Source organism: Mycobacterium sp. (assembly GCF_032159565.1).
Lineage (GTDB): Bacteria > Actinomycetota > Actinomycetes > Mycobacteriales > Mycobacteriaceae > Mycobacterium.
Genome location: NZ_JAVHWR010000209.1, coordinates 59,524 through 81,282, shown reverse-complemented (window position 1 = coordinate 81,282; position 21,759 = coordinate 59,524). Strand labels below are relative to the sequence as shown.

Here is a 21,759-nt window from a genome sequence, read left to right as displayed (position 1 = left end):
GATCGATGCCTCGCTACCGAACATGCGTCCCAGTTCAGAGGCCATTTCCGCAGGTGTTGTACGGGGTTCATTCCCCTTAGCTCCACTTTTGTGATGAGTCGAGTCATGGGTTACACCTGAGTCGCGTCATCGGTTACAGATCGCCCCGGCCATCGGCCGGGGTATCTGTGGTTGGTCAGAGAGACAGCTGCGGGGGTTCCACTCCGAGCTCTGTCAGACGCGCCGAATACGTTGCGAGACTGCGAATCTTGACCTCCTCGTAGCCGCGAATCAGCTCAGGGGCAGAGGCTACGGCCACTGCTCGTTCGTACGAGTCGGAAGTGAGGGACTGGAGCAAGTCGTTGATCGTTCGTTCGTAGTGCGCGACCAAACGGCGTTCGGTCCGCCGTATGCGGCTATGTCCGAAGGGATCCAGGACAGTCCCCCGGAGCCACTTGCCGCGTGCGAGGACTCGGAGCACGACATGAGTACGCGGGCCCATACCGATCTTCTTCTCGCGACCTAGCGCCTTCAGCATCGGCGGGTGCAGTTTGAAAGTTAGATTCTCCCCACCGGGGACCTGTGCCCTCACCGATGCGAGGAACGCCGGATCGGTCAGCATGCGGGCGACCTCGTACTCGTCTTTATAGGCAATGAGCTTGAAGAAGTTTCGGATCACCGCTTCGGAGAGGTCGGTCCTTCCGGTGACCGTCTGCTCCGCTACCCACACCCGCTGCGTCAGGGCGATCAGCCGGGCGGCGGTGCGGTCGCCCTGGTAGGCAACCAGGTCTGCGGCACGCCGCTGCAGGAGCTCACGGGCGGACCCGGCGACCGAGGTCGTCGCGAAGAGATGATCTGGTACCACGAGGACTCGATCGCCACCGGGGGCAACCGTCGCGGCCCGGAACGCATCCGGCTCGGCGACCGCCACCCGGCCCCACCGGAACGCTGCCTGATTCACTTGCACGGCAACTCCGTTGAGGGAGATCGCCTCCTCGATCGCGGTGGCGCTCACCGGAATCGCACCGGCCTGATACGCCGCGCCGACGAGGAGGAAATTCGCCGTCGTGGTGTTGCCGAACAACTGCTCTGCCGCCGCGAGCGCGTCGAAGGACACCAGCGAGCGGGTCCGGAGATCCAGCCGGGACAGCAGCACCTCGTCGCTGGGATGCTCGATGCTGCCGTCGTAGACCATCTCGCCTGTGGGGGTCCTACTGATTGACGCAATCGCGATTGTGCGCTCCGGATTGCCCACCGCGAGGTTCTTGGGTTCCACGGCGGTGAGCAAGTCGAATGCCAGAATACAGTCGGCGGCTCCCTGGCTGATCCTGTTGGATGACGCGACGGGCTCGGTGCTGATCCGCAGGTGCGACGTCACCGGGCCGGCCTTCTGGCTCAGGCCCGTTTGGTCGAGTCCCTCGGCATGCAGGCCTGCCCGCAACGCGGCCATTGCGAGAACCTGATTGACGGTGACGATCCCCGTTCCACCGATGCCCGCCAGAAACAGGTTGAAAGTGCCGGAGATTGGTGGAAGTGCCGGCTCCGGCACGTCCGGTGGGGCCGGACGATCCGACGCCCCGGCGGTGACACCCTTGGCCGGAAGCTCGACCGTGACGAAGGACGGGCAGTTCCCGTCCAAGCACGTGTAGTCGGTATTGCAGGTGCTCTGATCGATCCGGGTCTTACGGCCCAGTTCGGTGTCGACAGGCTGGACTGACAGGCAGTTGCTCTTGACTCCGCAGTCACCGCAGCCTTCGCACACCGCCTCATTGATCACCACCCGCGTCAGGCGGGCAGGCAGCTTTCCGCGCTTGCGCTTGCGCCGTGCCTCGGCCGCACACTGCTGGTCGTAGATCAGGGCGGTGACACCCTCGATGTCACGCAGGAGACGCTGCGCCTCGTCGAGGCGATCGCGGTGCCACAGCACAACGCCGTCGGCCAACACCGCGCCCTTGTGCCGCTCCGGTTCGTCGGCGCAGATGATCACCTTCCTGACCCCGTCGGCGCACAGCTTGTGAGTGAGCTCGGGAACCGTCAAGCCCGCCGCGACGTCCTGGGCTCCGGTCATCGCGACCGCCGAGTTGTACAAGATCTTGTAGGTGATGTTCACTCCGGCAGCGACACACGCCTGAACGGCGAGCTGTCCCGAGTGGAAATACGTTCCGTCGCCGATGTTCTGGAAGATGTGCCGGACGTCGGTAAACGGCGACTGGCCGATCCACTGAGCACCCTCGCCGCCCATCTGGGTCAGCGCGGTCACCGCAGAGTCCGAGCGTGCGGACATCGTGACCAGGGTGTGGCAACCGATCCCGCCGCCGGCCAGCGACCCCTCCGGCACAGCGGTGGAGCGGTTGTGCGGACAGCCGGAGCAGAAATACGCGGTTCGGCTCGCCGGAAGCACGGTGAGTTCGAGCGACGGCGGTGCCGCAGGGGTGAGCGCCAACCTGTCCTTCAGCACCGCACGCAACGGCGCGAGCAGGCGCGCAACGGTGAGCTCGCCGTCCGGCGGAATCAAGATCTCGCCGCCTGCGTCGCGCTTGCCGAGGATCTGCGGTGCGGCGGACTGGCCGTAGAGGATCTCCTTGACCTGAGTCTCGACGAACGCCGCCTTGTCCTCGACGACCAGAACCTGCTCCACGCCTCGGGCCAGCCGCGAAACGATCTCAGGCCCAAGGGGATAGGGCATGCCGACACGCAGAATTCGGATGCCGTTGCGCGTCAGATCGTGATCGGTGACGCCGAGTTCGAGGAGTGTCTCGCGTACGGTGTCGTACGCAGTGCCGACGGCGACGATGCCCAGCCACGCCTGCGCGGGGTCCACCTCGATGCGGTCAATCTCGTTGGCGGCGTTGAAAGCACGCACCATCGCCCAGCGAGGGCCGTAGAGATCGGCTTCGGCGAGCAGGCTGTCCGGTGGGGCGGCGCACAGGCGCTGGCGGTAGATCCAGGGTCGCCCGTCCCACTCGACCGTCGGAACGGTGATGTCGAAATCGGCGAAGTCGCGGTCCAGTGTCCAGACGCCGTCGGCGACGTCGGCGACGATCTTAATGGCAGGCCAGCATCCGGATGCGCGGGAGAGCGCAACGGCGTACATGCCGAACGCGACGACCTCTTCGGCGTTGCGGGGGAAGAAGATCGGCATCGACAGCGCAGCCAGGGATCGCTCGCTGGCCACCGGGAGGCTCGAGGACTTCGCGCCGGGGTCATCGCCGACGAGGGCGACGGCGCCCCCGGCCGGATTCGCCCCGTACATCGCGCCGTGCCGCAACGCATCGCTGGCGCGGTCGAGACCGGGCCCCTTCCCATACCAGACGCCGATCACTCCGTCGTACGACTCGGTGCCCGACGGCAGGTCGTTCTGGCTACCCCACACCGATGTGGCCGCGAGTTCTTCGTTCACGCCGGGCACGAGATGAACGTGGTGCTCCGACTTGAGTTCCGGCAGGCCCGCCAACAGCTGGTCCAGACCTCCGAGGGGGCTGCCTTGATAGCCGGAGACGAAGGTGGCGACGCGCCGTCCGGCGCGCCTATCGCGTTCGTGCTGTTCGACCATCTGTCGTGCGACCGCCTGGACTCCGGTCAACAGAACCGGCCCGGAGGAAGCCCGGTAGCGTTCGTTCAGGAGGGGATCCGGTCCGGCCGTACGAAGATCTGACAAGGTGATCCACCGTCCAGGTGTTGATGAAGCCGGTACACGGCTTGTGATTCGGAAGTACAGTCAAGGCTGGCTTTGATCGGATTCTTGGTCAACTAAACTCATTTCAACTGACCCGGCCGTTCAGCTGATGCCAAGCGATACTTAGTGAGGTGGTTCGGATGCTCAGCATCGATCGACTCGACGTCGAGCTGCTGGAGATGCTCGCGCGCGACGCTCGGGCCGGGGTCGTGGAAATGGCGTCGATGCTGCGTATCTCGCGCAACACCGTGCAATCCCGTCTCAAGCGGCTCGAGGAAGGCGGTCTGCTCACCGGCTACCGACCCGAGCTCGACCTCGCGCACGCCGGAGTGGCCACCCAGGCCTTCATCGGGCTCGAGGTGCAACAGGGGCGTCTGGGGCCAATCGTCAAAGCACTCAAAGGGATACCGCAGGTGCTGGAGATACATGCGACGACCGGGCGCGAGGATCTTCTGGTGCGCGCCGCAACCGAGACTCAGGCCGGCCTGCAGCAGTTGATCGAACAGATCGTGGGAACCCCTGGGGTGGTCCACTCGACCACCACGCTGGCGCTGACGACACCGTTGCCCTACCGAGTGGTGCCGTTGCTCAAGGAGATCACAAAGGACGCCGGCTGGGGACGGTCGACGCCTGCCTCCAGGGGTTAGGCCGTCGACCCACCCGATCCCGGTTGGCGGGCCGAGGTGGTGTCCGGCGTTAAGCATTGAACATATTATAGGATATATGTACTATCCATGCTTTACGTCCTAGCATCTACATCGACGCGTTCAATCTCCCACGACGATCGAGCGGAGAGTTCGGAATACACATGCACATCGACGTCGACGCTTCTATGAGCGAGGTATTTTCCGGCGCGCTCCGTCGACGACATCGAGAAGGTCTGTCCTACCGGAAGCGCCTCTGCCACGAAGCTGCATCGACCTGGCGTAGAAGGAAGGCGTCATGACCGACCAGTCTGGAGTCCTCCACGACGTTCGACGAGGGATGATCCCGGCCCATATCTACAACGATCGGGAGATCTTCGAGCTGGAGAAGCGTCACATCTTCGGTCGGGCATGGATCTTCGTGGGTCACGAATCCGAGATCTCGCTGCCCGGTGATTACGTTGTGCGTCGGATTCTCGAGGACTCCTTCATCGTCACTCGCGACGAAAGTGGTGCCGTCCGAGCCCATTTCAACATGTGCCTACATCGCGGAATGCAGGTCTGCCGTGCGGAGATGGGCAACGCATCGCATTTCCGTTGCCCCTATCACGGCTGGTCCTACCGCAACGACGGCAGGATCGTCGGGCTGCCGTTCCACCAGGAAGCCTACGGCGGCGAGGAGGGGTTCGCCCGCAAGGGGCAGCGGCTCCTGCCCGCCCCGAAGATCGCGATCTACAACGGCATGATCTTTCTCAGCCTGGATCCCGCAGCGCCTCCGCTGCAGGACTATCTCGGCGACTTCCGGTTCTACCTCGACTTCTACACAAAGCAGAGTTCCGGGGGCATCGAGTTGCACGGGCCGCAACGGTGGCGGATCAAGGCGAACTGGAAGATCGGCGCCGAGAACTTCGCCGGCGACATGTACCACACGCCCCAGACCCACACCTCGGTCGTGGAGATCGGCCTGTTCCGCGAGCCCAACGCTCAGAAACGTAAAGAGGGAGCACTGTATTGGGCAGGGAGCGGCGGGGGAACCACCTACAAACTTCCCGACGGAACGTTAGAAGAGCGCTTGCGCTACGTCGGATACCCCGACCCGATGATCGAGCGCATGAAGCAATCCTGGACATCCGAACAGCTCGCCATCATCGGTACCGACGGCTTCATGTTCAGTGCGGCATCGCTGTACCCGAACCTGTCCTTCGTGCACAACTGGCCGAAGGTCGGCGACAGCGACGACGTATTGCCATTCATCACGCTGCGGCAGTGGCAGCCGATCAGCGAAGACGAGACCGAGGTGCTGTCCTGGTTCGCCGTTGACGCGGCGGCCCCGGAAGAGTTCAAGGCCCTTTCCTACAAGGCCTATCTGATGTGTTTCGGCAGCACCGGCATGTTCGAACAGGACGACGTCGAAAACTGGGTGTCGCTGACGAACACCGCTGCGGGGTCGATGGCCCGCCGGCTGCTGCTCAACAGCCGGATGGGTCTGCTTGCCGACGGTACCGAAGTGGCGCCACGACTATCCGCCGACCGATTCAGTGGGCCCGGCATCGCGCGGCAGGGGTACAGCGAGTTCAATCAGCGCGAACTGTTGCGGCGCTGGGCCGATGACCTTGCCAGGTCGATCGCCGACCCAACGCTCGACGCGCCGCCGAACGGTACTGCGGCCAACGGTGAACATCCGGCGGTGTCGCGAATATGAGTACTGTCGCGGACACCCATTCCGCTCGGTCCCGGCTCGGCACCAACGCATCCCGAGTCGCACGAACGGGCAGGTCGCTCGGCTTCGGCGATGAACGGCATCTCCTGGCGCACCAGTGGCTGGTGGATGAGACATACCTGTTCGATGCGCAGGCCTACTCAGACTGGCTCGAGACACTCGCCGAGGACATCCACTACCTGATGCCGGTCAGGGTCACGACGGCACTGGCCGCCGGCTACGACACCGCCCCCGGCATGGCGCATTTCGACGAGGACAAGTACTCACTGTCTCGCCGGGTGGCCCGTTTCCTCACCGAGCACGCCTGGACCGAGGATCCGCCGTCGCGGCTCCGTCATCACCTGTCGAACGTGCGCACCTTCGCCACCGCCGACTCCGATCACTTGGTCGTCGAGTCGGCCACCCTGCTGTTTCGCAGTAGAGGTGACGTGCGCGAGGGCGCCTTCCTCTCTGCGGGGCGTGAGGACCTGTTGCGATGCGAGGAGGGCGGGCAGTGGCGACTCGCCCGTCGCACGATCTACGTCGACGACTCCGTCATCCGCATGCAGAACCTCGCGGTGTTCCTGTGACGACGCCGTCCGACGAACAGGCGCGGTCGAGCGCGGAGCGCAGCGCCCTTCTCGAACACACTGTCGGACAATCGATCACGATCGGCAATGAATTCGCTGAGGTTCGCATCACCCGGGTGGACACCCGCAACGGTTCGCGGTTGCTGATCGAATCGCTTCGATCGGGTCAGTGGGTGGCCTTGTGTCCGCTGGAAGCCGAGGCGCTGACGTGGCAGGGCACGGCGACCTTCTCGGCGATGATCGGGCATCCGTTCGGATCCCTGGTCGGCGATGAGCCCGCTGAGTCGGCGCCGGAGTCGTGGTGACCGGCTGGCTCACCGATCGGCGGGCTTTGATCGTCGGCGGCGGATCCGGGATCGGCCGAGCGGTCGTCGAGGTCTTCGTCGCGGAGGGCGCCCGCGTGGCCGTCCTCGAGCGTGATCAGCAGAAGTGCTCGGCAGTGAGCGCCGAGCACCCCGACGTAGCGGTCACGTGCGGCGATGCCAGTACCCGTGTCGCCAACGACGACGCCGTCGCCGCCGCGGTGGCGGCATTCGGTGGTCTCGACGTCCTCGTCAACTGCGTGGGCGTCTTCGACTTCTACCGCAGCATCACAGATCTCGACGCCGACGTCATCGACGACGCCTTCGACGAGATATTTCGCATCAACGTCAAGAGTCATCTGCACTCGGTGAAGGCCGCGCTCCCCGCACTACGGCAATCCGCAAGTCCGGTCATCCTGCTGACCGAGTCGACGTCCGGGTACTACCCGGGTCGCGGCGGAGTGCTGTACGTCGCCTCCAAGTTCGCCGTCCGCGGACTGGTGACCGCACTGTCCCACGACCTCGCCCCACACATCAGGGTCAATGGTGTGGCCCCCGGCGGCACCCTCGGCACCGACCTACGGGGGCTCGCCAGCCTGGGTACAGCGGACCGCAGCATCGCGAGCGCTCCCGGCCGCGCCGAAGAACTCGCGGGCCGCGTTCCGCTGCAGGTGGCGCTGTCCGCCGACGACCACGCCTGGAGCTACGTCTTCCTGGCCTCGCATCGAGCCCGCGGCATCACCGGTGACGTCATCCACCCCGATGGTGGCATGGGAGTCGCAGGCGCGCCGCGCAAGCGCAGTTGACCGTCCAACCCCGCCCACCATCGAGAGAGGATTCCGTGCCCAGACTCCACGCTGACTATCCGTTGTGCCAGGGATACGGCAATTGCGTGACCGGCGCATCGGACACGTTCGACGTCGACGACGACGGAGTCGTCGTCCTGTTGCGCGACACCATTCCTGAGCAAGACCTGATGCGGGTCCAAGACGCCGTGCGCAGCTGCCCGGTGAATGCCTTGAGCATCGAGACGGAGTGATGCAGAGCCGGACAGTCGTCATCGTCGGGTCGTCGGTCGGTGGCATCCGCACCGCAAAAGCGTTGCGCTCGCAGGGATTCACCGGCCCGGTCCTGGTGATCGGCGCCGAAGCCCACCTGCCCTACGACAAGCCGCCGCTGTCCAAGCAGTTCCTCGCAGGCGCGTGGGATCAGGGCAGAATCACGATATTGACGGCCGAGGATGCGGAGCAGGCAGACATCGAACTGAAGCTCGGCAGCGCCGCCGAGCGCCTGGACATGGCGGGCCGCGCGGTCGTGCTCGCCGACGGCACGCGAGTGGCGTATGACGTCCTGGTCGTCGCCACCGGTGCGGCCGCTCGGCCGTCCCCATGGTCGGTGGACTCGGGCGTTCACGTGGTGCGGACCCTCGACGACACGCAGGAACTGGCCCGGGCCCTGGCGGCGACCGGACCGGTCGTCGTCGTCGGCGGTGGATTCATCGGTGCCGAGGTGGCTGCCACGGCACACGCCGCAGGCCGGGACGTCACGATCGTCGACCCGCTCGCGGCGCCGATCGGCCGGATCGTCGGAGACGAACTCGGGGCGATGCTCGCCGGCGTGCACGCCCGGCATGGAGTGGGGACGAGGTTCGGCATCGGTGTGGAGTCGGTCGAGGGACGCGCGGGTGCTCTGCGCGTCACCCTCACCGACGGTGAGACGCTGTCTGCCGCAACGGTGGTCGTCGGCATCGGCGCGATCCCCAACGACGGATGGCTGGCCTCGTCGGGCCTTCTCATCGATGACGGCGTGGTCTGCGACGAATTCTGTCGCACCGTCGACCACCCGGACGTCTACGCCGTTGGGGACGTGGCCCGCTGGCGCCATCCCGGACATCAGGAAGACGTCCGCGTCGAGCACTGGACGAATGCCGCCGAGCAGTCCGCCTGTGTGGCACACAACATCTGCCATCCCGGCACGCCGCGCGCATACGCGCCGACGGAGTACGTATGGAGCGACCAGTACGACTGGAAGATCCAGATCGCCGGGCGGCCCAACCGGTCTGCGCTGCAACGGATCATCGGTGACGTCGACGGCGACCCGGCACAGGTTGCGGCGGTATACGGCGACCGGGACGGCCTGCTGCGCGGGGCAGTCACGGTCAACTGGCCGAAGGCGCTGATGTTGTGTCGCCGGATGATCGGCGCCGGCACCGCCGTCGCCGACTGCCTCGCGGAACTCGAGGGTCTACCGCGGCTCAATGCCATGAAAACGGCCGGAAGGTAGGCACGTCGTGACGACGGCAGCAGTACCGATAACGACAAGGGCCTACGGGCCCACTCCCCAGTATCCGCTGGAATCGGTCGACAACGCCCTGCAGATCCTGATGCTCCTGGTGACCCGTACGGAGCTTCGGCTCACCGACGTGAGTGTCCATCTCGGCGTTGCCAGTTCGACGGCACACCGGCTGCTGGCCATGCTGCAGTACCGCGGGCTGATCCGCCAGGATTCGAGAACCAAGGCCTACCAGACAGGTCCAAGCCTGGATCTACTGGCATTCACGGTGCTGAAGCAGCTCGATGTCCGCGACCGTGCGCGCCCGGTGCTGGCGAAGCTGAACGCCGATCTGCAGGAGACCGTACATCTGGGGCGGCTCGAAGGTGCCGAGGTCGACTTCGTGGCGTCCATCGAGAGTCCACAGGCGCTGCGGGTCGCGAACCGCCAAGGCGTCGCCATGCCCGCGCACTGCACGTCGACCGGAAAGGTGCTGCTCGCAGCCCTCAGCTCGGAGGAGCTAGACATTCTGTACCCCGATCCCGACCTGATCCAGATGACGCGACATTCGATCGCGTCGACGGCCGCGCTCAAGTCCGAACTCGCTGCGGTGCGCAGGCGCGGACATGCCACCAGCAATGAAGAAGGGGAGGAAGGCGTGGTGTCCATCGCCGTTCCGCTACGCAACGGCACGTTCGCCCTGAACGTTTCGGTGCCGGTCAGTCGGATGACCAGGGACCTGCGGAGAACGGCGCTCGGCCAGCTGTCCGCTGCCGCCGCCGAGATCGAGGCGCTGCTTCCATGAGCGGTCTTGAACGCCTCGAATTGACCTACGGCGGTGAGCTTTACGACCGGACCCGGCGTCTGTACAGCGGCGAGGTGGTTCCGGAGGGTATCCGCCTGCGCTACCTGCACACGGCGATCGAAGATCTCTTCTGGCGGCAGGGCAGGTACGGCGAGTTCGATCTGGCCGAATACTCGATGGGCGCTTACCTGTCCACGGTGGACGATCCGGATCGGCTGTTCACAGCGCTGCCGATCTTCCCGTCGCGGGTCTTTCGGCACTCGAGCGTCTACCTCAACGCGGACACAGATGTTTCCGACGTGGCCGCCCTCAACGGTGCCGTGATCGGCACCCCCGAGTGGAGCATGACCGCGTCGCTGTGGATGCGCGGCATCCTGGGCGAACACCACGGCGTCGACCTGGCGTCGATCCGTTGGCGCACAGGAGGTCTCGAGGAACCCGGCCGACAGGAGAAGGCGCCCGTGACGCCGCCGGCGCACTTCGACGTGTCGCACATCGGCGACGCGGACACGCTGAGTGCCCAGCTGATCCGTGGCGATCTGGATGGTCTGATCACCGCCAGGGCCCCACGCGCCTTCCTGCAGGGCGATCGGCGGATCCGTCGGTTGTGGCCCGACTTCCGTTCGGCTGAGCAGGCATATTTCGAGAAGACGCAGATCGTTCCGATCATGCATGTGGTGGTCATCAGGCGCGCACTGCTCGCCGCTCATCCCTGGGTCGCCAACAACCTCGTCGACGCATTCGAACGGGCACGCACGCCCGTACAGAGGGAGCTTCTGGATACCGCCGTCTGTACCAGCAGCCTGATCTGGGAGTCCTCGTACGCGGAGGCGGAACAGGCGATGCTCGGTGATCCGTTCCGCTGCGGAGTCGCCGAGAACGCCGCCAGCCTGGAGGCGTTGCTGACCTACGCCCACGAGCAGGGGTTCAGCCGACGACAGCTGGCACCCGAAGACGTGTTCGTACCGTCGACCGTCAGTGCCGCAAGGGTTTAGCCAGGAACTTCCGCCCCGGCGCGGGTGAGTCCCAGCAGCCGCTCGGCGGTATGTCTGCTGACCGCTTCGGTGGTGGCGTCGGACAGGCCGGCGCGCAGCAGAGCCGCCCCGGCGGGGCGTTCGGCGATCGCGAAGGGGTAGTCGGTCCCGACGGCGACGCGGTCGGCCCCGACGCGTCCGATCAGCGCCGCGACCACTTCCGGGTCGAAGACGAGTGAATCGTAGAAGAATCGGCGCGCATAGCTCGACGGTCGGTCAACGCAACTCGCCGCCCCGGGCAGATTCGCCCAGAACCGTTCGATCCGGGGGAGCAGCGCCAGAAAGGCCCCACCACCGTGGGCGAGCAGCACATCCAGGTCGGGATGGCGGTCTAGAACGCCACCCATCACCAACGTTGCAGCGGCCGTAGCGGTTTCGGCGCCCATCCCGATTGACTCGGCGAGCCCATAGTGGGTGAGGCGGTTGGCGCCCAGCACCTGCCACGGGTGGATGAACACGAGCGCGCTTTGCTCGGCGCAAGCCGCGAAGAAGGGGTCCAGAGCCCGGTCGTCGAGGTTCACGTCGCGCACGTTGGACCCGATCTCAACCCCGGCCAGGCCAAGGTCCCGTCGAATCTCGACAACCACCTCCGCCGCGCGGTCGGGATCCTGCAGCGGCACCGTGCCCAGTCCGCTGAACCGAGCCGGGAGTGCCCGGACCGCTTCGGCGATCCATTCGTTCTGCACGCGCGAGAGTTCGGCGACACCGTCGGTGTCCAGACCATAGGCGAAGGTTATGGGAATGGGCGAAATCACCTGACGGGCAACGCCGTCAGCATCCATGTCGGTGATGCGACGTTCGAGGTTCCAGCACTGGTCGGTGATGGATCGGAAATGACGATCGCCGAGCATGAGGTCGGCTGTGCAGGGTCCGGTCGCCACCAACTCCGGCCAGGATCCCGCAAAGCGCCTGCCGAACGCAGGCAAGCGGCGGGGTATCCCGTGGGAATGGAGGTCGATGACGCCGGGCCCCACCCGCGTCACGTCGGCACCGCGCCGCCGCGACGGGCCGGACGTCGGACCCGGTCGGGATTGACCCCGTCTGCGGTGTCCTTGCCGTTCTGCTCGATCGACTCGAGGAACTTGCCGAGCAACGACTGCAACTGACGCCTCTGGGCCGGCGTCAGATCGCTCATCAGGTTATGCAGGTGTGCCCAGTGGCCCGGCAGGAACTTGCGCAGGAAGCTGCGGCCAACCTTGCCGATGCGGATCAGGAACGATCGGCGATCGCTGGGATTGGGGATCCGCTCGACATAGCCTCGTCTCACCAGACCGTCGACGACGCCGGTGAGGTTCGCCGGTAGCACTGACACCGCCTGTCCGAGAGCGCCCATCGTCAGTGGCTCAGTGGCGCGGTCCAGGACGGTCAAGATGTTGAGCTGGATGATGCTCAGGCCGTGGGGCAGCAGTTCGGTGACGTGAGCACGCTCGAACGCGGTCGCCGTGCGGAAGAGCGCAAGAGTGAGCCCGAGAACTGCCGTGTCGAAGTCGGGACCCTCCCGGTCGGCGGCAAGGGCGATCTGCTCGGCGATCGAGGGTGGATTGCGGGGCCGTCGCGGCATGAGGTGGCCTCCCGGTCGGTGCACTACGTCGGGTAGTTCTGAAGCTGTACTTTATCCAAACCGAACTATCCGGTCCGCGCTCCGCCGCTGACCGGAGATTCAGCGGAGCGGGATGTTGACCGTCTTGGTCTGCAGGAAGCTCTCCAGCTCCTCGATCCCCTCCTCGGAACCGGTGCCGCTGTTCTTGTGGCCGCCGAATGGAGCGCCGAGGAAATGGCTGCCACTTCCGTTGATCCACACGTAGCCGGTATCGAGTCGGTCGGCCACCGACAGGGCGGTCGCGATGTCGTTGCTCCAAACCGCGCCGGTCAGGCCGAATGGCAACGCGTTGGCCTGCGCTACGGCAGCGTCGAGATCGGTGAATCGCAGAACCGATAGGACGGGACCGAAGATCTCTTCCCTGGCGATCGTCATCGACATGTCGACGTCGGTGAAAACCGTCGGCTCGACATAGAACCCGGCCTGGAACTCTTCGCCGTTGGGGCGTCCGCCGCCGGTGACCAGTCGGGCGCCCTCGCGTCTTGCCGAGTCGATGTAGTGATGCACCTTGTCGTACTGGGCCGAGGACACCAGGCAGCCCATCTCGGTCGCGGGGTCCAACGGATGGCCGATCTTGATCGACTTCAGTCGCTCCACCAGCCCGCCGACAACCTGATCGTGAAGCGACTCGTGCAGGAAGAGCCGCGTCGTCGAGCCGCACGACTGTCCCTGGCTCCAATGGCAGTTCATGCCGAACGCCGCACCTTCGACGACGGCGGCCGGATCGGCGTCCGGGCAGACGATCATCGCGTTCTTGCCGCCGAGCTCCAAAGTGACGTGCTTGATGCCGACCTCGGCCGCCGCGGCCATCACCTTCTGGCCGGTCGGGACGCTCCCGATCAGCGCGATGCGCTTGACGTCGCGGTGCCGGACGAGGGCGTCGCCTGCGACGGCGCCGCTGCCAGAAACGATGTTGACGACCCCTGGAGGAAACGATGCCCCCACCACCTCGGCCATCAGCAGAGAGGACAGCGGAGCTTGATCGGGCACCTTGAGGACCAGGGTGTTGCCCGTGATCAGAGGAGCGCCGACCTTGGCGGCGGCGAACAGGATGGGATGGTTGTAGGGAATGATCCGCCCAACCACGCCGTACGGTTCCTTGCGCGTCATGAGCCAGCTGCGGGTCATCGACGGGAGGGTGTCGCCGGTGATGCCGAAGGCCACCGAGGCGTGATAGTCGAGCCACCGGGCTGCCATCATCACGTCGCCGATCATCGCGGTGACGGGATTTCCGGTGTCGATGGCGTCGAGCAGACCGAACTCCGTTGCACGGGCCCGCAATCTCGCAGCGAACGCCCGGATCATCTCGGCGCGTTCGAGCAGCGTCGTGCCGTGCCACGCCGGGAAAGCCGCCGCGGCGGCACTCACGGCCGCATCGATGTCGGCCGGCCCGGCGGCCGGCACGCTCGCGATTACGGAGCCATCGTGTGGCGCAGTGATCTGCATCGTGGCGCCATCGTTCGCGCCGACGCGATCGCCACCGATGAGCATGAGCCATTCACGGTCGAGCAGGACTGCGACGTCCCTCTTGTTGCCCTCCAACGAGGTTTGCACGTGCCTATGCTCACTTCCTTGAGTAGTACACAGCCGGCGTGCATCCACTCTAGCGTGCATTCCGCGTTCACAAGTCATGTTCAAAAAAGGTTCACTGATACAAGTAACGGGCTTGCGCGGGTTATCTCGGCCCGGCGGTTCCGATCACCCGCGAGGGTGTAACTCGCTTGTGCACAACAATGATTCGACTACGCATCAAGTCAACTACCGTGCCAGACACCGCACCGCCGAAAGTAGAGTGACGAAACCTTTGACCATGGCGGCTCGAACACAATATAGTTCAGGGTCATAAGTAAGTATCTGCGGACGACGGATCTCCGGCGCGCCTCGGGTGCTGGCTGATTCGTGTCGGTTTCACCAGAGAGGTCCGGGATGATCGAACTGCAGGACATCGCCTATGTGCGGTCCGGGGTGACCGATCTGGAACGCGCGACACGGTTCGCCGTCGACATCGTGGGATTGGATCCGGTGGTGCTGGACCCCGGCGTTTCCTACCTGCGCGCCGATCATCGTCACCACTGCCTGGCGCTGGTGGAGAGTGACGTGGCCGGGGTTCACGCCTCAGCGTTCTCGTTGCGCGACGATGCCGCCCTGGAGTCCGCCGAATCGGAGCTGCGGCGGTACGGCTGCACGGTGCGGCGTGGTTCCGAAGAACAAGCGCGGCAGCGCCATGTGCGCAACTTCATCGGCTTCGACGACCCGTTCGGCAACCACGTCGAACTGGTCACCGGCCAGAGCACGCTGGCCCGCCCGATCAACTTCGGAAGACCCGCTGCCGGCATCGCCGAATTCGGTCACCTCTGCCTCGACGCTCCCGATGTGCGCGCCGCACACCACTTCTGGTCGACCGTATTCAGCGGCCGGGTGTCCGACTGGATCGGTGACGGCGCATGCCTGATGCGTATCGATCCCGTCCATCACAAACTGGCGTTCTTCCAGAATGACGCGGGACCCGGCTTCTGCCACATCAACTTTCAGGTCGAAACGCTGGACGACGTGATGCGCAACTGGCGGTTCCTGCAACAGCAGGGCGTGCACATTCTGCACGGGCCCGGTCGCCATCCCACGTCGACGGCCATCTTCGTCTACTTCCTCGGGCCGGACAATCTGACCTACGAGTACTCGTTCGGCGTCCAGTTGATCGATGACGACGCGGCATGGACGCCGCGCATGTTCGAACTCCAGGAACCAGGCTCCATCGACATGTGGCTGGGTCCCACCCAGCGGACGGTCTCCCAGTCACAATTGGCAGGCGGCGCGCCGGTGACGGCGGCGACGAGCCCGGCCGAGCCCGTCGTCGGTCTCTGATGCGTGCCGATGAGTGTGATCGGATGGCCCAGGACCTGCTGGAGGCCTATCGAACGGGGGATCCCGTTGCGCCGCTGACGGATCGGTCTCCTGAGCTGACCATCGCCGACGGGTACGCGATTCAACAGGCTCAGGTCGCCAAGTGGCAGGCAGAGGGTCGGGTGACCAAGGGCCGCAAGGTCGGCCTCACCTCGGCGGCCGTGCAACGGCAAATGGGGGTCGCGCAGCCGGATTTCGGGGTGTTGCACGACCAGATGTTCTATGCGGAGTCGGAGGTCGTACCCATCTCGGCGTTTCTTGCGCCCCGGATCGAGCCGGAGACCGCCCTGATACTGGGCCGTCGCCTCGCCGGTCCCGGCGTCACCGTCGCCGAAGCGCTGGCTGCCGTGGATTTCGTGCTGCCTGCACTGGAGATCATCGACAGCCGCATCGTGGACTGGCGAATCAGCATCGTCGACACCATTGCGGACAACGCGTCCTCGGGCGGGGTCGTGCTCGGCGCGCACCCGATCCGACCGGCTGCCGCAGACCTTCGGCTTCTGGGCTGCAACCTATTCGGCAACGGTGAACTGGTCGCAACGGGCGCCAGCGGAGCAGCTCTCGGGTCGCCAGTGATCTCGCTGGCATGGCTGGCCAACACGCTGGGCGAGTACGGCGACTGCCTGGAGGCCGGGGACGTCGTACTCCCTGGCTCGGTCACGGCCGCCCAACCTGTGCAGCGTGGCGATGTCTGGACCGCGCAGTTCGCCGAACTCGGAACCGTCACCGCACGTTTCTGCACAGGAGCCTCATGAACACATGGTCCGTTGACCGGGCGGCGACCGAACTGCTCGACGCGCAGGACGCGGCTGCGGCCCGAGATCCCCTCACCGATGAGTGGCGGGATCTCGATCTCCGCACGGCGTATGCCATTCAAGACGAAACGCTTTGTCGCCGAGTCGAACGCGGCGAGCACGTGGTCGGTGTGAAACTCGGTCTGACCTCACGCGCCAAGCAGCAGCGGATGGGCATCTCGTCTCCACTGGTGGCCTGGCTCACCGACGTGATGACGCTGCCGGCGGGGGCGCCGATACCCGGCGGGACACTCATCCATCCTCGCGCGGAACCGGAACTGGTCTTCGTCATGAAGGAGAGATTGTCCGGTCCCGGTGTCACCGCGCCACGGGCTATGTCGGCCGTGGGCCGCGTCTACGCGGGTATCGAGATCATCGACTCCCGGTATCGCGACTTCCGCTTCACGCTGCCTGACGTGGTTGCCGACAATGCGTCCTCGGCGCGGTATCTGACCGGGTCGATCGGGCTGGCGCCGGAGCGACTGGATCTCGCACTGGAGGCTTGCCTGGTCGAAGTCGACGGCGTCATCGTCGACAGCGCCACCGGCGCCGCTGTGCAGGGCCACCCGGCCGAAGCGCTGGCGCTGGCCGCCAACACCCTTGCCGAACGGGGACTGGCGATCGAACCCGGCTGGATCGTTCTCACTGGCGGTATGACCGACGCCGTCCCGGTGAGCCTGGGTACCGCGGTACGGGTGCACTTCTCGCACCTGGGTTCACTGGTCGTCCGAGGAGGGAAGTAAAGCATGCCGTTTATCGAAGTCACGCTGGTTGTGGGCCGCACACCGGAGCAACTGCGCGCGTTGATCACTGGTCTGACGGACGCCGCCGAGGCTGCGCTGAGTGCCTCGCGGGCGACCATCAGGGTGGTGTTGCGCGAGGTGCCCGATACCCACTGGGCCGCAGGGGACGTGACGATCGCGGAACGTTCCAAGACTTCATGACCGAACAGATACTGCACGTCATCGACGGCGACGAGATCGAATCGTCGGGCGGAGCCTTCTTCGACACCGTCGATCCATGGACCCGCAAGCCGTGGGCCCGGGTGGCACTGGGCGGCGCCGAGGACGCCGACCGTGCGGTCGCGGCGGCGCGCCGGGCGTTCGACGAAGGTCCCTGGCCGCGAATGGGTTTGGCCGAACGCGGCGCGATTCTGCACCGGCTGGCGGACCTCATCATGGAGCACCGCGATGAACTCGCGCTCGCCGACACCACCGACATGGGCAAGCCGCTCGCCGACAGCCGCGACAACGACGTGCCCCGGTCCGCGCAGAACTTCCGGTTCTTCGCCGACCACGCGCGGCTGTGCGCAGGCGAAGCGTTGCCGATGGATACCGGCCACCACGCATACACGCGTTTCGAACCGGCGGGTGTGGTCGCCGCGATCGCGCCATGGAACTTCCCGTTGATGCTCGAGACCTGGAAGGTCGCACCAGCATTGGCCTGGGGGAACACTGTCGTCCTCAAGCCTGCCGAGGACACCCCCGCTTCTGCGACCATCCTGGCTCGCCTGGGTTTGGCGGCGGGATTACCGGACGGCGTGCTGAACGTCGTGCACGGATACGGCCCCGATTCGGTGGGATCCGCGCTCACCGGCGACGCCAGGGTGGACAGGATCACCTTCACCGGCGAATCGGGCACGGGCAGAACCATTGCCGCCGCGGCGTCCGCTCACCTCACGCCGGTGAGCCTCGAACTGGGCGGCAAGGGCGCAAACCTGGTCTTCGCGGATGCCGACCTCGACAGCGCGGTCAGCTGGTCGATCCGGGCGATCTTCTCCAACGCCGGACAGGTGTGCCTGGCCGGAAGCCGGTTGTATGTCCAGCGTGCCGTGTATGACGCGTTCCTGGCGCGGTTCGTCGCCGCAGCGGAGGCGCTCACCGCCGGCGATCCGAAATCGACTGGTACACAACTCGGCCCGCTTGCCTCCGAAGACCATTGGAAGAAGGTCCGCGCCTACATCGACGGAATCCCCGCCGACGGTGGCGTCATGCGCACGGGCGGTCTGGGGGAGGGATGGCTGATCCGGCCGACGATCGTGACGGACCTGCCGGCCGGGGCGCGCCTCCTTCGCGACGAGATCTTCGGGCCCGTCGTCGTCGTCTCGCCCTTCGACACGGAGGCCGACGCGATAGCGGCCGCCAACGACACCCCCTTCGGCCTGAATGCGATGCTGTTCACCGAGAATCTGTCCCGCGCCCACCGTGTTTCGGCCGCGCTGAAGGCAGGGACGGTCTGGGTGAACTGCTTCTTCATCCGCGACCTACGGGCGCCGTTCGGAGGTGTCGGAGACTCGGGGGTCGGACGCGAAGGTGGGACGTTCAGCCGCGAGTTCTTCACCGAGCCGAAGGCGGTCGTGATGGCCATCACCGAAGGTGCAGGCGTCTGAATCTGCGCGGACGTCCTGCCCGAGAGAAGGCGCTGAACTCTCAGCGGGTCCCGCGGTACTTCTGCTCCAATTCGGCCCACCGCCGGCCGGTCTCCTCGCCCCCTGCGACCATGTCGGGTGGAGCGTCGGTGTACGGAGGCCGGCTGGGTCCGCAGTCGATGAGACCCGCCCCGCGGAACCGGCCGCGACCGACCGGGATGCTGTAGTCCATGAAACGCGACATGTCGCCGCCGAACTGAGGTGCCAACGCCCAATTCACCTGTTCGGAAATGTGATCCGCGCCGGCCCAGTCCTGGGACAGCACCGCGCGGGACAGCGCGGCCAGCGGCGACGGGGCACACGCCACGTTCCCCGACCAGCACGCGGTGGCCCGGTCGGGGAAGCGCTTGGCGGCCCTGACCCAGTCGCTGTCGAGAGGGAGTACGGCGACTTTGTCGCCGAACGCCTCGATGTCGCTCTCCAGCGACGGACCTCCGGCATGCTTCGTCGCCACGATCTCGGGAAGATCCGCGAGTTGCAGATAGGCCGCTACGCTGATCTTGCCCTTGAATGCGGCCGGGTTGTCGTAGATCACCACGGGTACCCCCGGCAAGGCCTCGGTGATGTCGCGGTAGAAGCGCACGATGCCGTCGTCGTCGAGGGGGAGCCACATTGGACGACCCACGAACAGCCCGTCCGCACCGGCGGCGATCGCTTCGTGTCCCCTGGCGATGGTGTCGCGGGTGTTGAGTGTCGTCACGCCGGCGAAGAAGGGCACCCGGCCGCGGACAGTATCGGCGACACACCGCGAAAACAGAAGCCACTCTTCATGTGTCAGCGACGCGCACTCGCCGAACGTGCCGGTCGCCATCACCAGTTCGATCCCGGCGTCGACGACCTGCTCGATCATGTTTTCGGTCTCGGCGACGTTGACGCTGTTCACGCAGCGCCAATCACCGGCGTCCTTGGTCGCCGGTGTCGGTACGATGCCGACGACGCCCCTGATGTCGGCACGGCTGATCGTCATGTCATGTCCTCTCTGCCGAACGGCCCCGGGCCCGATCGCCCGGCACGGTGGGACCGGGAGCGATACCGAACGAGGGATAGGGCTCCTCGCGGTACATCCCGAGCGCTTCCAGCACCGGGGCGTCGGTAGCGGAGAAAAGCACGGCCGGCGTATCGCTGGACCGGTTGACGTGGGCATGCCACATCCAGTTCGGCACCACGAACGAATCGCCGACCGACCACTCGAGCTCCTCGTCGCCGACGAGTGTTGTGCCCTCGCCCTCGACGACGTAGTACACCGCGCTGGACGTGTGCCGGTGGCGTTCCGTATGCAGGCCAGGACGAAGCATCTGCGCGAAGCAGTCGATGGTGGGCAGTGTGGGACCGCCGGTCACCGGATGGGCATAGTGCAGGATGACGCCGTCGAACGCACTGCCCGTGTTGTGCCGGTGTGTGTCCAGGGCGGCCCGGACATCGCGCCAGGCATAACGGAACGGAATGCGGGAAAGCTGGCGTGCTTCCCAGGCAGGCCGGATGTTTGAGGCGCGGCTGCTGATGTGGTCGGCCGCGTTGTCGTGCAATGGCTGGGTGCTGCCGCCGAACGGTTCGAAGAACAGCTGGCGCAGATAGCCCATCAGCGGCACGTCGAGGATATCGACCCAGACGCCGCGCTTGGCGCTCTCGTTGTGGTGATCGTGCCAGGTGTAGGCCGGGGTGATGATCAGATCACCGTCCTCCATCGCGAGCCGCTCACCGTCGACAGCCGTGTAGAGTTCGGGACTTCCGTCCACGACGAAGCGCAGTGCATTGATGGAGTGCCGGTGCGCCCAGGCGATCTCACCGGGCAGCGTGATCTGCATGCCCATCGCGAGGGTCTGTGTCGTGCCGTTCACATCGGGCGCCGGATTGATGAAGGTGAAGTTTCTCCTGGCGGTTTCACCCGATACCGCGGTGCACATCTCGGCCAACGCGCGATCGGCGAGTTCCCGTGACCACCGGAAGGGCACGCCGGCCGGGACGGGACCGTCGGTGAGTTGGATCAGCTGCGCGTCGTACTGCCACTGGCCGCGAAGGTGGAGTCGGTCGAGCTTCTTGTCGAACTCCGCCAGATCAGCAGCGGACTCCTGTGTCGTCGTCATATCCCTTGTCCTCGTGAAGGATCCGCCGGCTTTCTCTGGAAGCCCGTCGTACTTCGCGCCGTCGCTGGTCGACGAAGGGCCCAGGGTGGCGGCGAGCGTCGATCCCTGGATCGGAGAGACTGCTGCCGACGATGACGACGCAGCGCTGACGCTAGCACCGGCTTGGGCCGACGACAAGACACTTAGTATTGATTTTGTCTATTCAATACCTTTGTCGGCAACCGGGCACACGGCGAAGCCACGCTCGATTGGTCGGCATCGTCCTGACATTTCGCTTGAACAGATCACAGCATTGTTGTCGTTTATGTTCATTTCTCTGCACAGCGGGAATACACTCTGCAGAGCGGGAACGACGAGGAGGGCCAATGGCGGCGAACAGTGAGACCCTCGCACGGATCTTCGACGCAACGTATACGACGCTGGCACGCAGCGAAGCCCGGGGGCTGTCGATGACTGATGTCAGCGCTCAGGCGGGAATCTCCCGCGGAGCGCTGTACCACTACTTCAACAGCAAGCAGGATCTGCTCCATGCCATCGGGGTAAAGGTCGAGAAGCTCTTCGAAGACGCGGTCATCGCGGCCGTCGAGGAGCGGCCCGAACTCGACGTTCGGGTGCGCGTGGTCGTCGAGGCGATGACCGACGTCGGACGCTCGCATCCCGAGGTCGTACAGGTGCTCGCCCTCGAACCCGGCTTCGGCGTGGACTTCCTCCGGCAGATCTTTCCCGACTTCGTCGCCGTGCTCGAGGAGCTGCTGGCTCCGGCGCTGGTGACGAGCAGGGCGGTTCGCAGCATGGGGCTCACCAGCGGCCAGCTCTGTGAGTTGATCCTTCGCATCACGATGTCCGCCTACGTGCTGCCGACTCGCGACCTGTCCGATGTTTCTCGCGCGATCTTGGCATTGCCCTGCCTGGCCGAGTCGACTCCCGACCTGTACCTGGTCTGAAGTTCCTA

General features: G+C 65.5%; 22 protein-coding genes. 16 read left to right on the top strand and 6 right to left on the bottom strand.

Features of this window, described 5'->3' with window-relative positions; genetic code table 11:
- Window positions 1-175 precede the first annotated feature (175 nt).
- The gene (locus QOC76_RS28430; protein ID WP_526362827.1) at window positions 176-3,637 is read right to left on the bottom strand and encodes an indolepyruvate ferredoxin oxidoreductase family protein; all 3,462 of its coding nucleotides are present in this window, start codon (window positions 3,635-3,637) and stop codon (window positions 176-178) included.
- Window positions 3,638-3,795: 158 nt separating this feature from the next.
- Here QOC76_RS28430 and QOC76_RS28425 point away from each other — a divergent pair, with 158 nt between their 5' ends.
- From QOC76_RS28425 to QOC76_RS28385, 9 genes are all read left to right on the top strand, one after another.
- Entirely contained in the window at window positions 3,796-4,302 is a 507-nt protein-coding gene (locus tag QOC76_RS28425; protein WP_526362825.1) for an Lrp/AsnC family transcriptional regulator, read from the top strand.
- A gap of 295 nt (window positions 4,303-4,597) precedes the next feature.
- Window positions 4,598-6,001 (top strand): aromatic ring-hydroxylating oxygenase subunit alpha, encoded by a 1,404-nt coding sequence (locus tag QOC76_RS28420; protein WP_526362823.1) that lies wholly within the window; start codon window positions 4,598-4,600, stop codon window positions 5,999-6,001.
- Window positions 5,998-6,588: an aromatic-ring-hydroxylating dioxygenase subunit beta gene (locus QOC76_RS28415; protein ID WP_526362821.1), complete on the top strand. Its 591-nt coding sequence runs from the start codon at window positions 5,998-6,000 to the stop codon at window positions 6,586-6,588. The genes QOC76_RS28420 and QOC76_RS28415 overlap by 4 nt, the downstream gene beginning before the upstream one ends.
- The gene (locus QOC76_RS28410; protein WP_526362819.1) at window positions 6,585-6,893 is read left to right on the top strand and encodes a hypothetical protein; all 309 of its coding nucleotides are present in this window, start codon (window positions 6,585-6,587) and stop codon (window positions 6,891-6,893) included. Before QOC76_RS28415 ends, QOC76_RS28410 begins: the two co-directional genes overlap by 4 nt.
- Window positions 6,890-7,696: a 3-(cis-5,6-dihydroxycyclohexa-1,3-dien-1-yl)propanoate dehydrogenase gene (hcaB, locus tag QOC76_RS28405; RefSeq protein WP_526362817.1), complete on the top strand. Its 807-nt coding sequence runs from the start codon at window positions 6,890-6,892 to the stop codon at window positions 7,694-7,696. Before QOC76_RS28410 ends, hcaB begins: the two co-directional genes overlap by 4 nt.
- A gap of 35 nt (window positions 7,697-7,731) precedes the next feature.
- A complete protein-coding gene (locus QOC76_RS28400; protein ID WP_526362815.1) occupies window positions 7,732-7,929 on the top strand; it encodes a ferredoxin in 198 nt (65 codons plus the stop codon).
- On the top strand, window positions 7,929-9,173 hold the full coding sequence (locus QOC76_RS28395; RefSeq protein WP_526362813.1) for an NAD(P)/FAD-dependent oxidoreductase: 1,245 nt from the start codon (window positions 7,929-7,931) through the stop codon (window positions 9,171-9,173). Before QOC76_RS28400 ends, QOC76_RS28395 begins: the two co-directional genes overlap by 1 nt.
- Before the next feature lie 7 nt (window positions 9,174-9,180).
- On the top strand, window positions 9,181-9,966 hold the full coding sequence (locus QOC76_RS28390) for an IclR family transcriptional regulator (RefSeq protein ID WP_526362811.1): 786 nt from the start codon (window positions 9,181-9,183) through the stop codon (window positions 9,964-9,966).
- Window positions 9,963-10,961, top strand: coding sequence for a substrate-binding domain-containing protein (locus QOC76_RS28385; RefSeq protein ID WP_526362809.1), 999 nt, complete (start codon window positions 9,963-9,965; stop codon window positions 10,959-10,961). Before QOC76_RS28390 ends, QOC76_RS28385 begins: the two co-directional genes overlap by 4 nt.
- Here the strand turns inward: QOC76_RS28385 and QOC76_RS28380 are convergent.
- From QOC76_RS28380 to QOC76_RS28370, 3 genes are all read right to left on the bottom strand, one after another.
- A complete protein-coding gene (locus QOC76_RS28380) occupies window positions 10,958-11,983 on the bottom strand; it encodes an amidohydrolase family protein (protein ID WP_526362807.1) in 1,026 nt (341 codons plus the stop codon). The two genes, QOC76_RS28385 and QOC76_RS28380, sit on opposite strands and share 4 nt — an antisense overlap.
- Window positions 11,980-12,561 carry a MarR family winged helix-turn-helix transcriptional regulator gene (locus tag QOC76_RS28375; RefSeq protein WP_526362805.1) on the bottom strand — a complete coding sequence of 194 codons (582 nt, stop codon included), beginning with the start codon at window positions 12,559-12,561 and terminating at the stop codon, window positions 11,980-11,982. The genes QOC76_RS28380 and QOC76_RS28375 overlap by 4 nt, the downstream gene beginning before the upstream one ends.
- Window positions 12,562-12,660: 99 nt before the next feature.
- On the bottom strand, window positions 12,661-14,154 hold the full coding sequence (locus QOC76_RS28370) for an aldehyde dehydrogenase family protein (RefSeq protein ID WP_526362803.1): 1,494 nt from the start codon (window positions 14,152-14,154) through the stop codon (window positions 12,661-12,663).
- Between the two features lie 372 nt (window positions 14,155-14,526).
- Between QOC76_RS28370 and QOC76_RS28365 the strand changes: the two genes are divergently transcribed.
- Genes QOC76_RS28365 through QOC76_RS28345 form a run of 5 tightly spaced genes read left to right on the top strand, consistent with a single transcriptional unit; the run spans window position 14,527 to window position 18,684 of the window.
- Window positions 14,527-15,462, top strand: coding sequence for a VOC family protein (locus QOC76_RS28365; RefSeq protein WP_526362801.1), 936 nt, complete (start codon window positions 14,527-14,529; stop codon window positions 15,460-15,462).
- A complete protein-coding gene (locus QOC76_RS28360; RefSeq protein WP_526362799.1) occupies window positions 15,462-16,256 on the top strand; it encodes a 2-keto-4-pentenoate hydratase in 795 nt (264 codons plus the stop codon). Before QOC76_RS28365 ends, QOC76_RS28360 begins: the two co-directional genes overlap by 1 nt.
- Entirely contained in the window at window positions 16,253-17,038 is a 786-nt protein-coding gene (locus tag QOC76_RS28355; protein ID WP_526362797.1) for a 2-keto-4-pentenoate hydratase, read from the top strand. Before QOC76_RS28360 ends, QOC76_RS28355 begins: the two co-directional genes overlap by 4 nt.
- 3 nt (window positions 17,039-17,041) lie before the next feature.
- Entirely contained in the window at window positions 17,042-17,239 is a 198-nt protein-coding gene (locus QOC76_RS28350) for a tautomerase family protein (protein ID WP_526362795.1), read from the top strand.
- Window positions 17,236-18,684, top strand: coding sequence for an aldehyde dehydrogenase (locus QOC76_RS28345; RefSeq protein WP_526362793.1), 1,449 nt, complete (start codon window positions 17,236-17,238; stop codon window positions 18,682-18,684). Before QOC76_RS28350 ends, QOC76_RS28345 begins: the two co-directional genes overlap by 4 nt.
- 40 nt (window positions 18,685-18,724) lie before the next feature.
- Here the strand turns inward: QOC76_RS28345 and QOC76_RS28340 are convergent, their stop codons facing one another.
- A complete protein-coding gene (locus tag QOC76_RS28340; RefSeq protein WP_526362791.1) occupies window positions 18,725-19,690 on the bottom strand; it encodes a dihydrodipicolinate synthase family protein in 966 nt (321 codons plus the stop codon).
- Window position 19,691: 1 nt separating this feature from the next.
- Window positions 19,692-20,807 (bottom strand): cupin domain-containing protein, encoded by a 1,116-nt coding sequence (locus tag QOC76_RS28335; RefSeq protein WP_526362789.1) that lies wholly within the window; start codon window positions 20,805-20,807, stop codon window positions 19,692-19,694.
- A gap of 13 nt (window positions 20,808-20,820) precedes the next feature.
- On the opposite strand from QOC76_RS28335, the gene QOC76_RS28330 reads away from it, so the two are divergent.
- Both QOC76_RS28330 and QOC76_RS28325 read left to right on the top strand, forming a co-directional pair.
- A complete protein-coding gene (locus tag QOC76_RS28330; RefSeq protein ID WP_526362787.1) occupies window positions 20,821-21,189 on the top strand; it encodes a hypothetical protein in 369 nt (122 codons plus the stop codon).
- Window positions 21,173-21,751, top strand: a complete 579-nt coding sequence (locus tag QOC76_RS28325) for a TetR/AcrR family transcriptional regulator (protein ID WP_526362785.1) — start codon at window positions 21,173-21,175, stop codon at window positions 21,749-21,751. The genes QOC76_RS28330 and QOC76_RS28325 overlap by 17 nt, the downstream gene beginning before the upstream one ends.
- Window positions 21,752-21,759 lie beyond the last annotated feature (8 nt).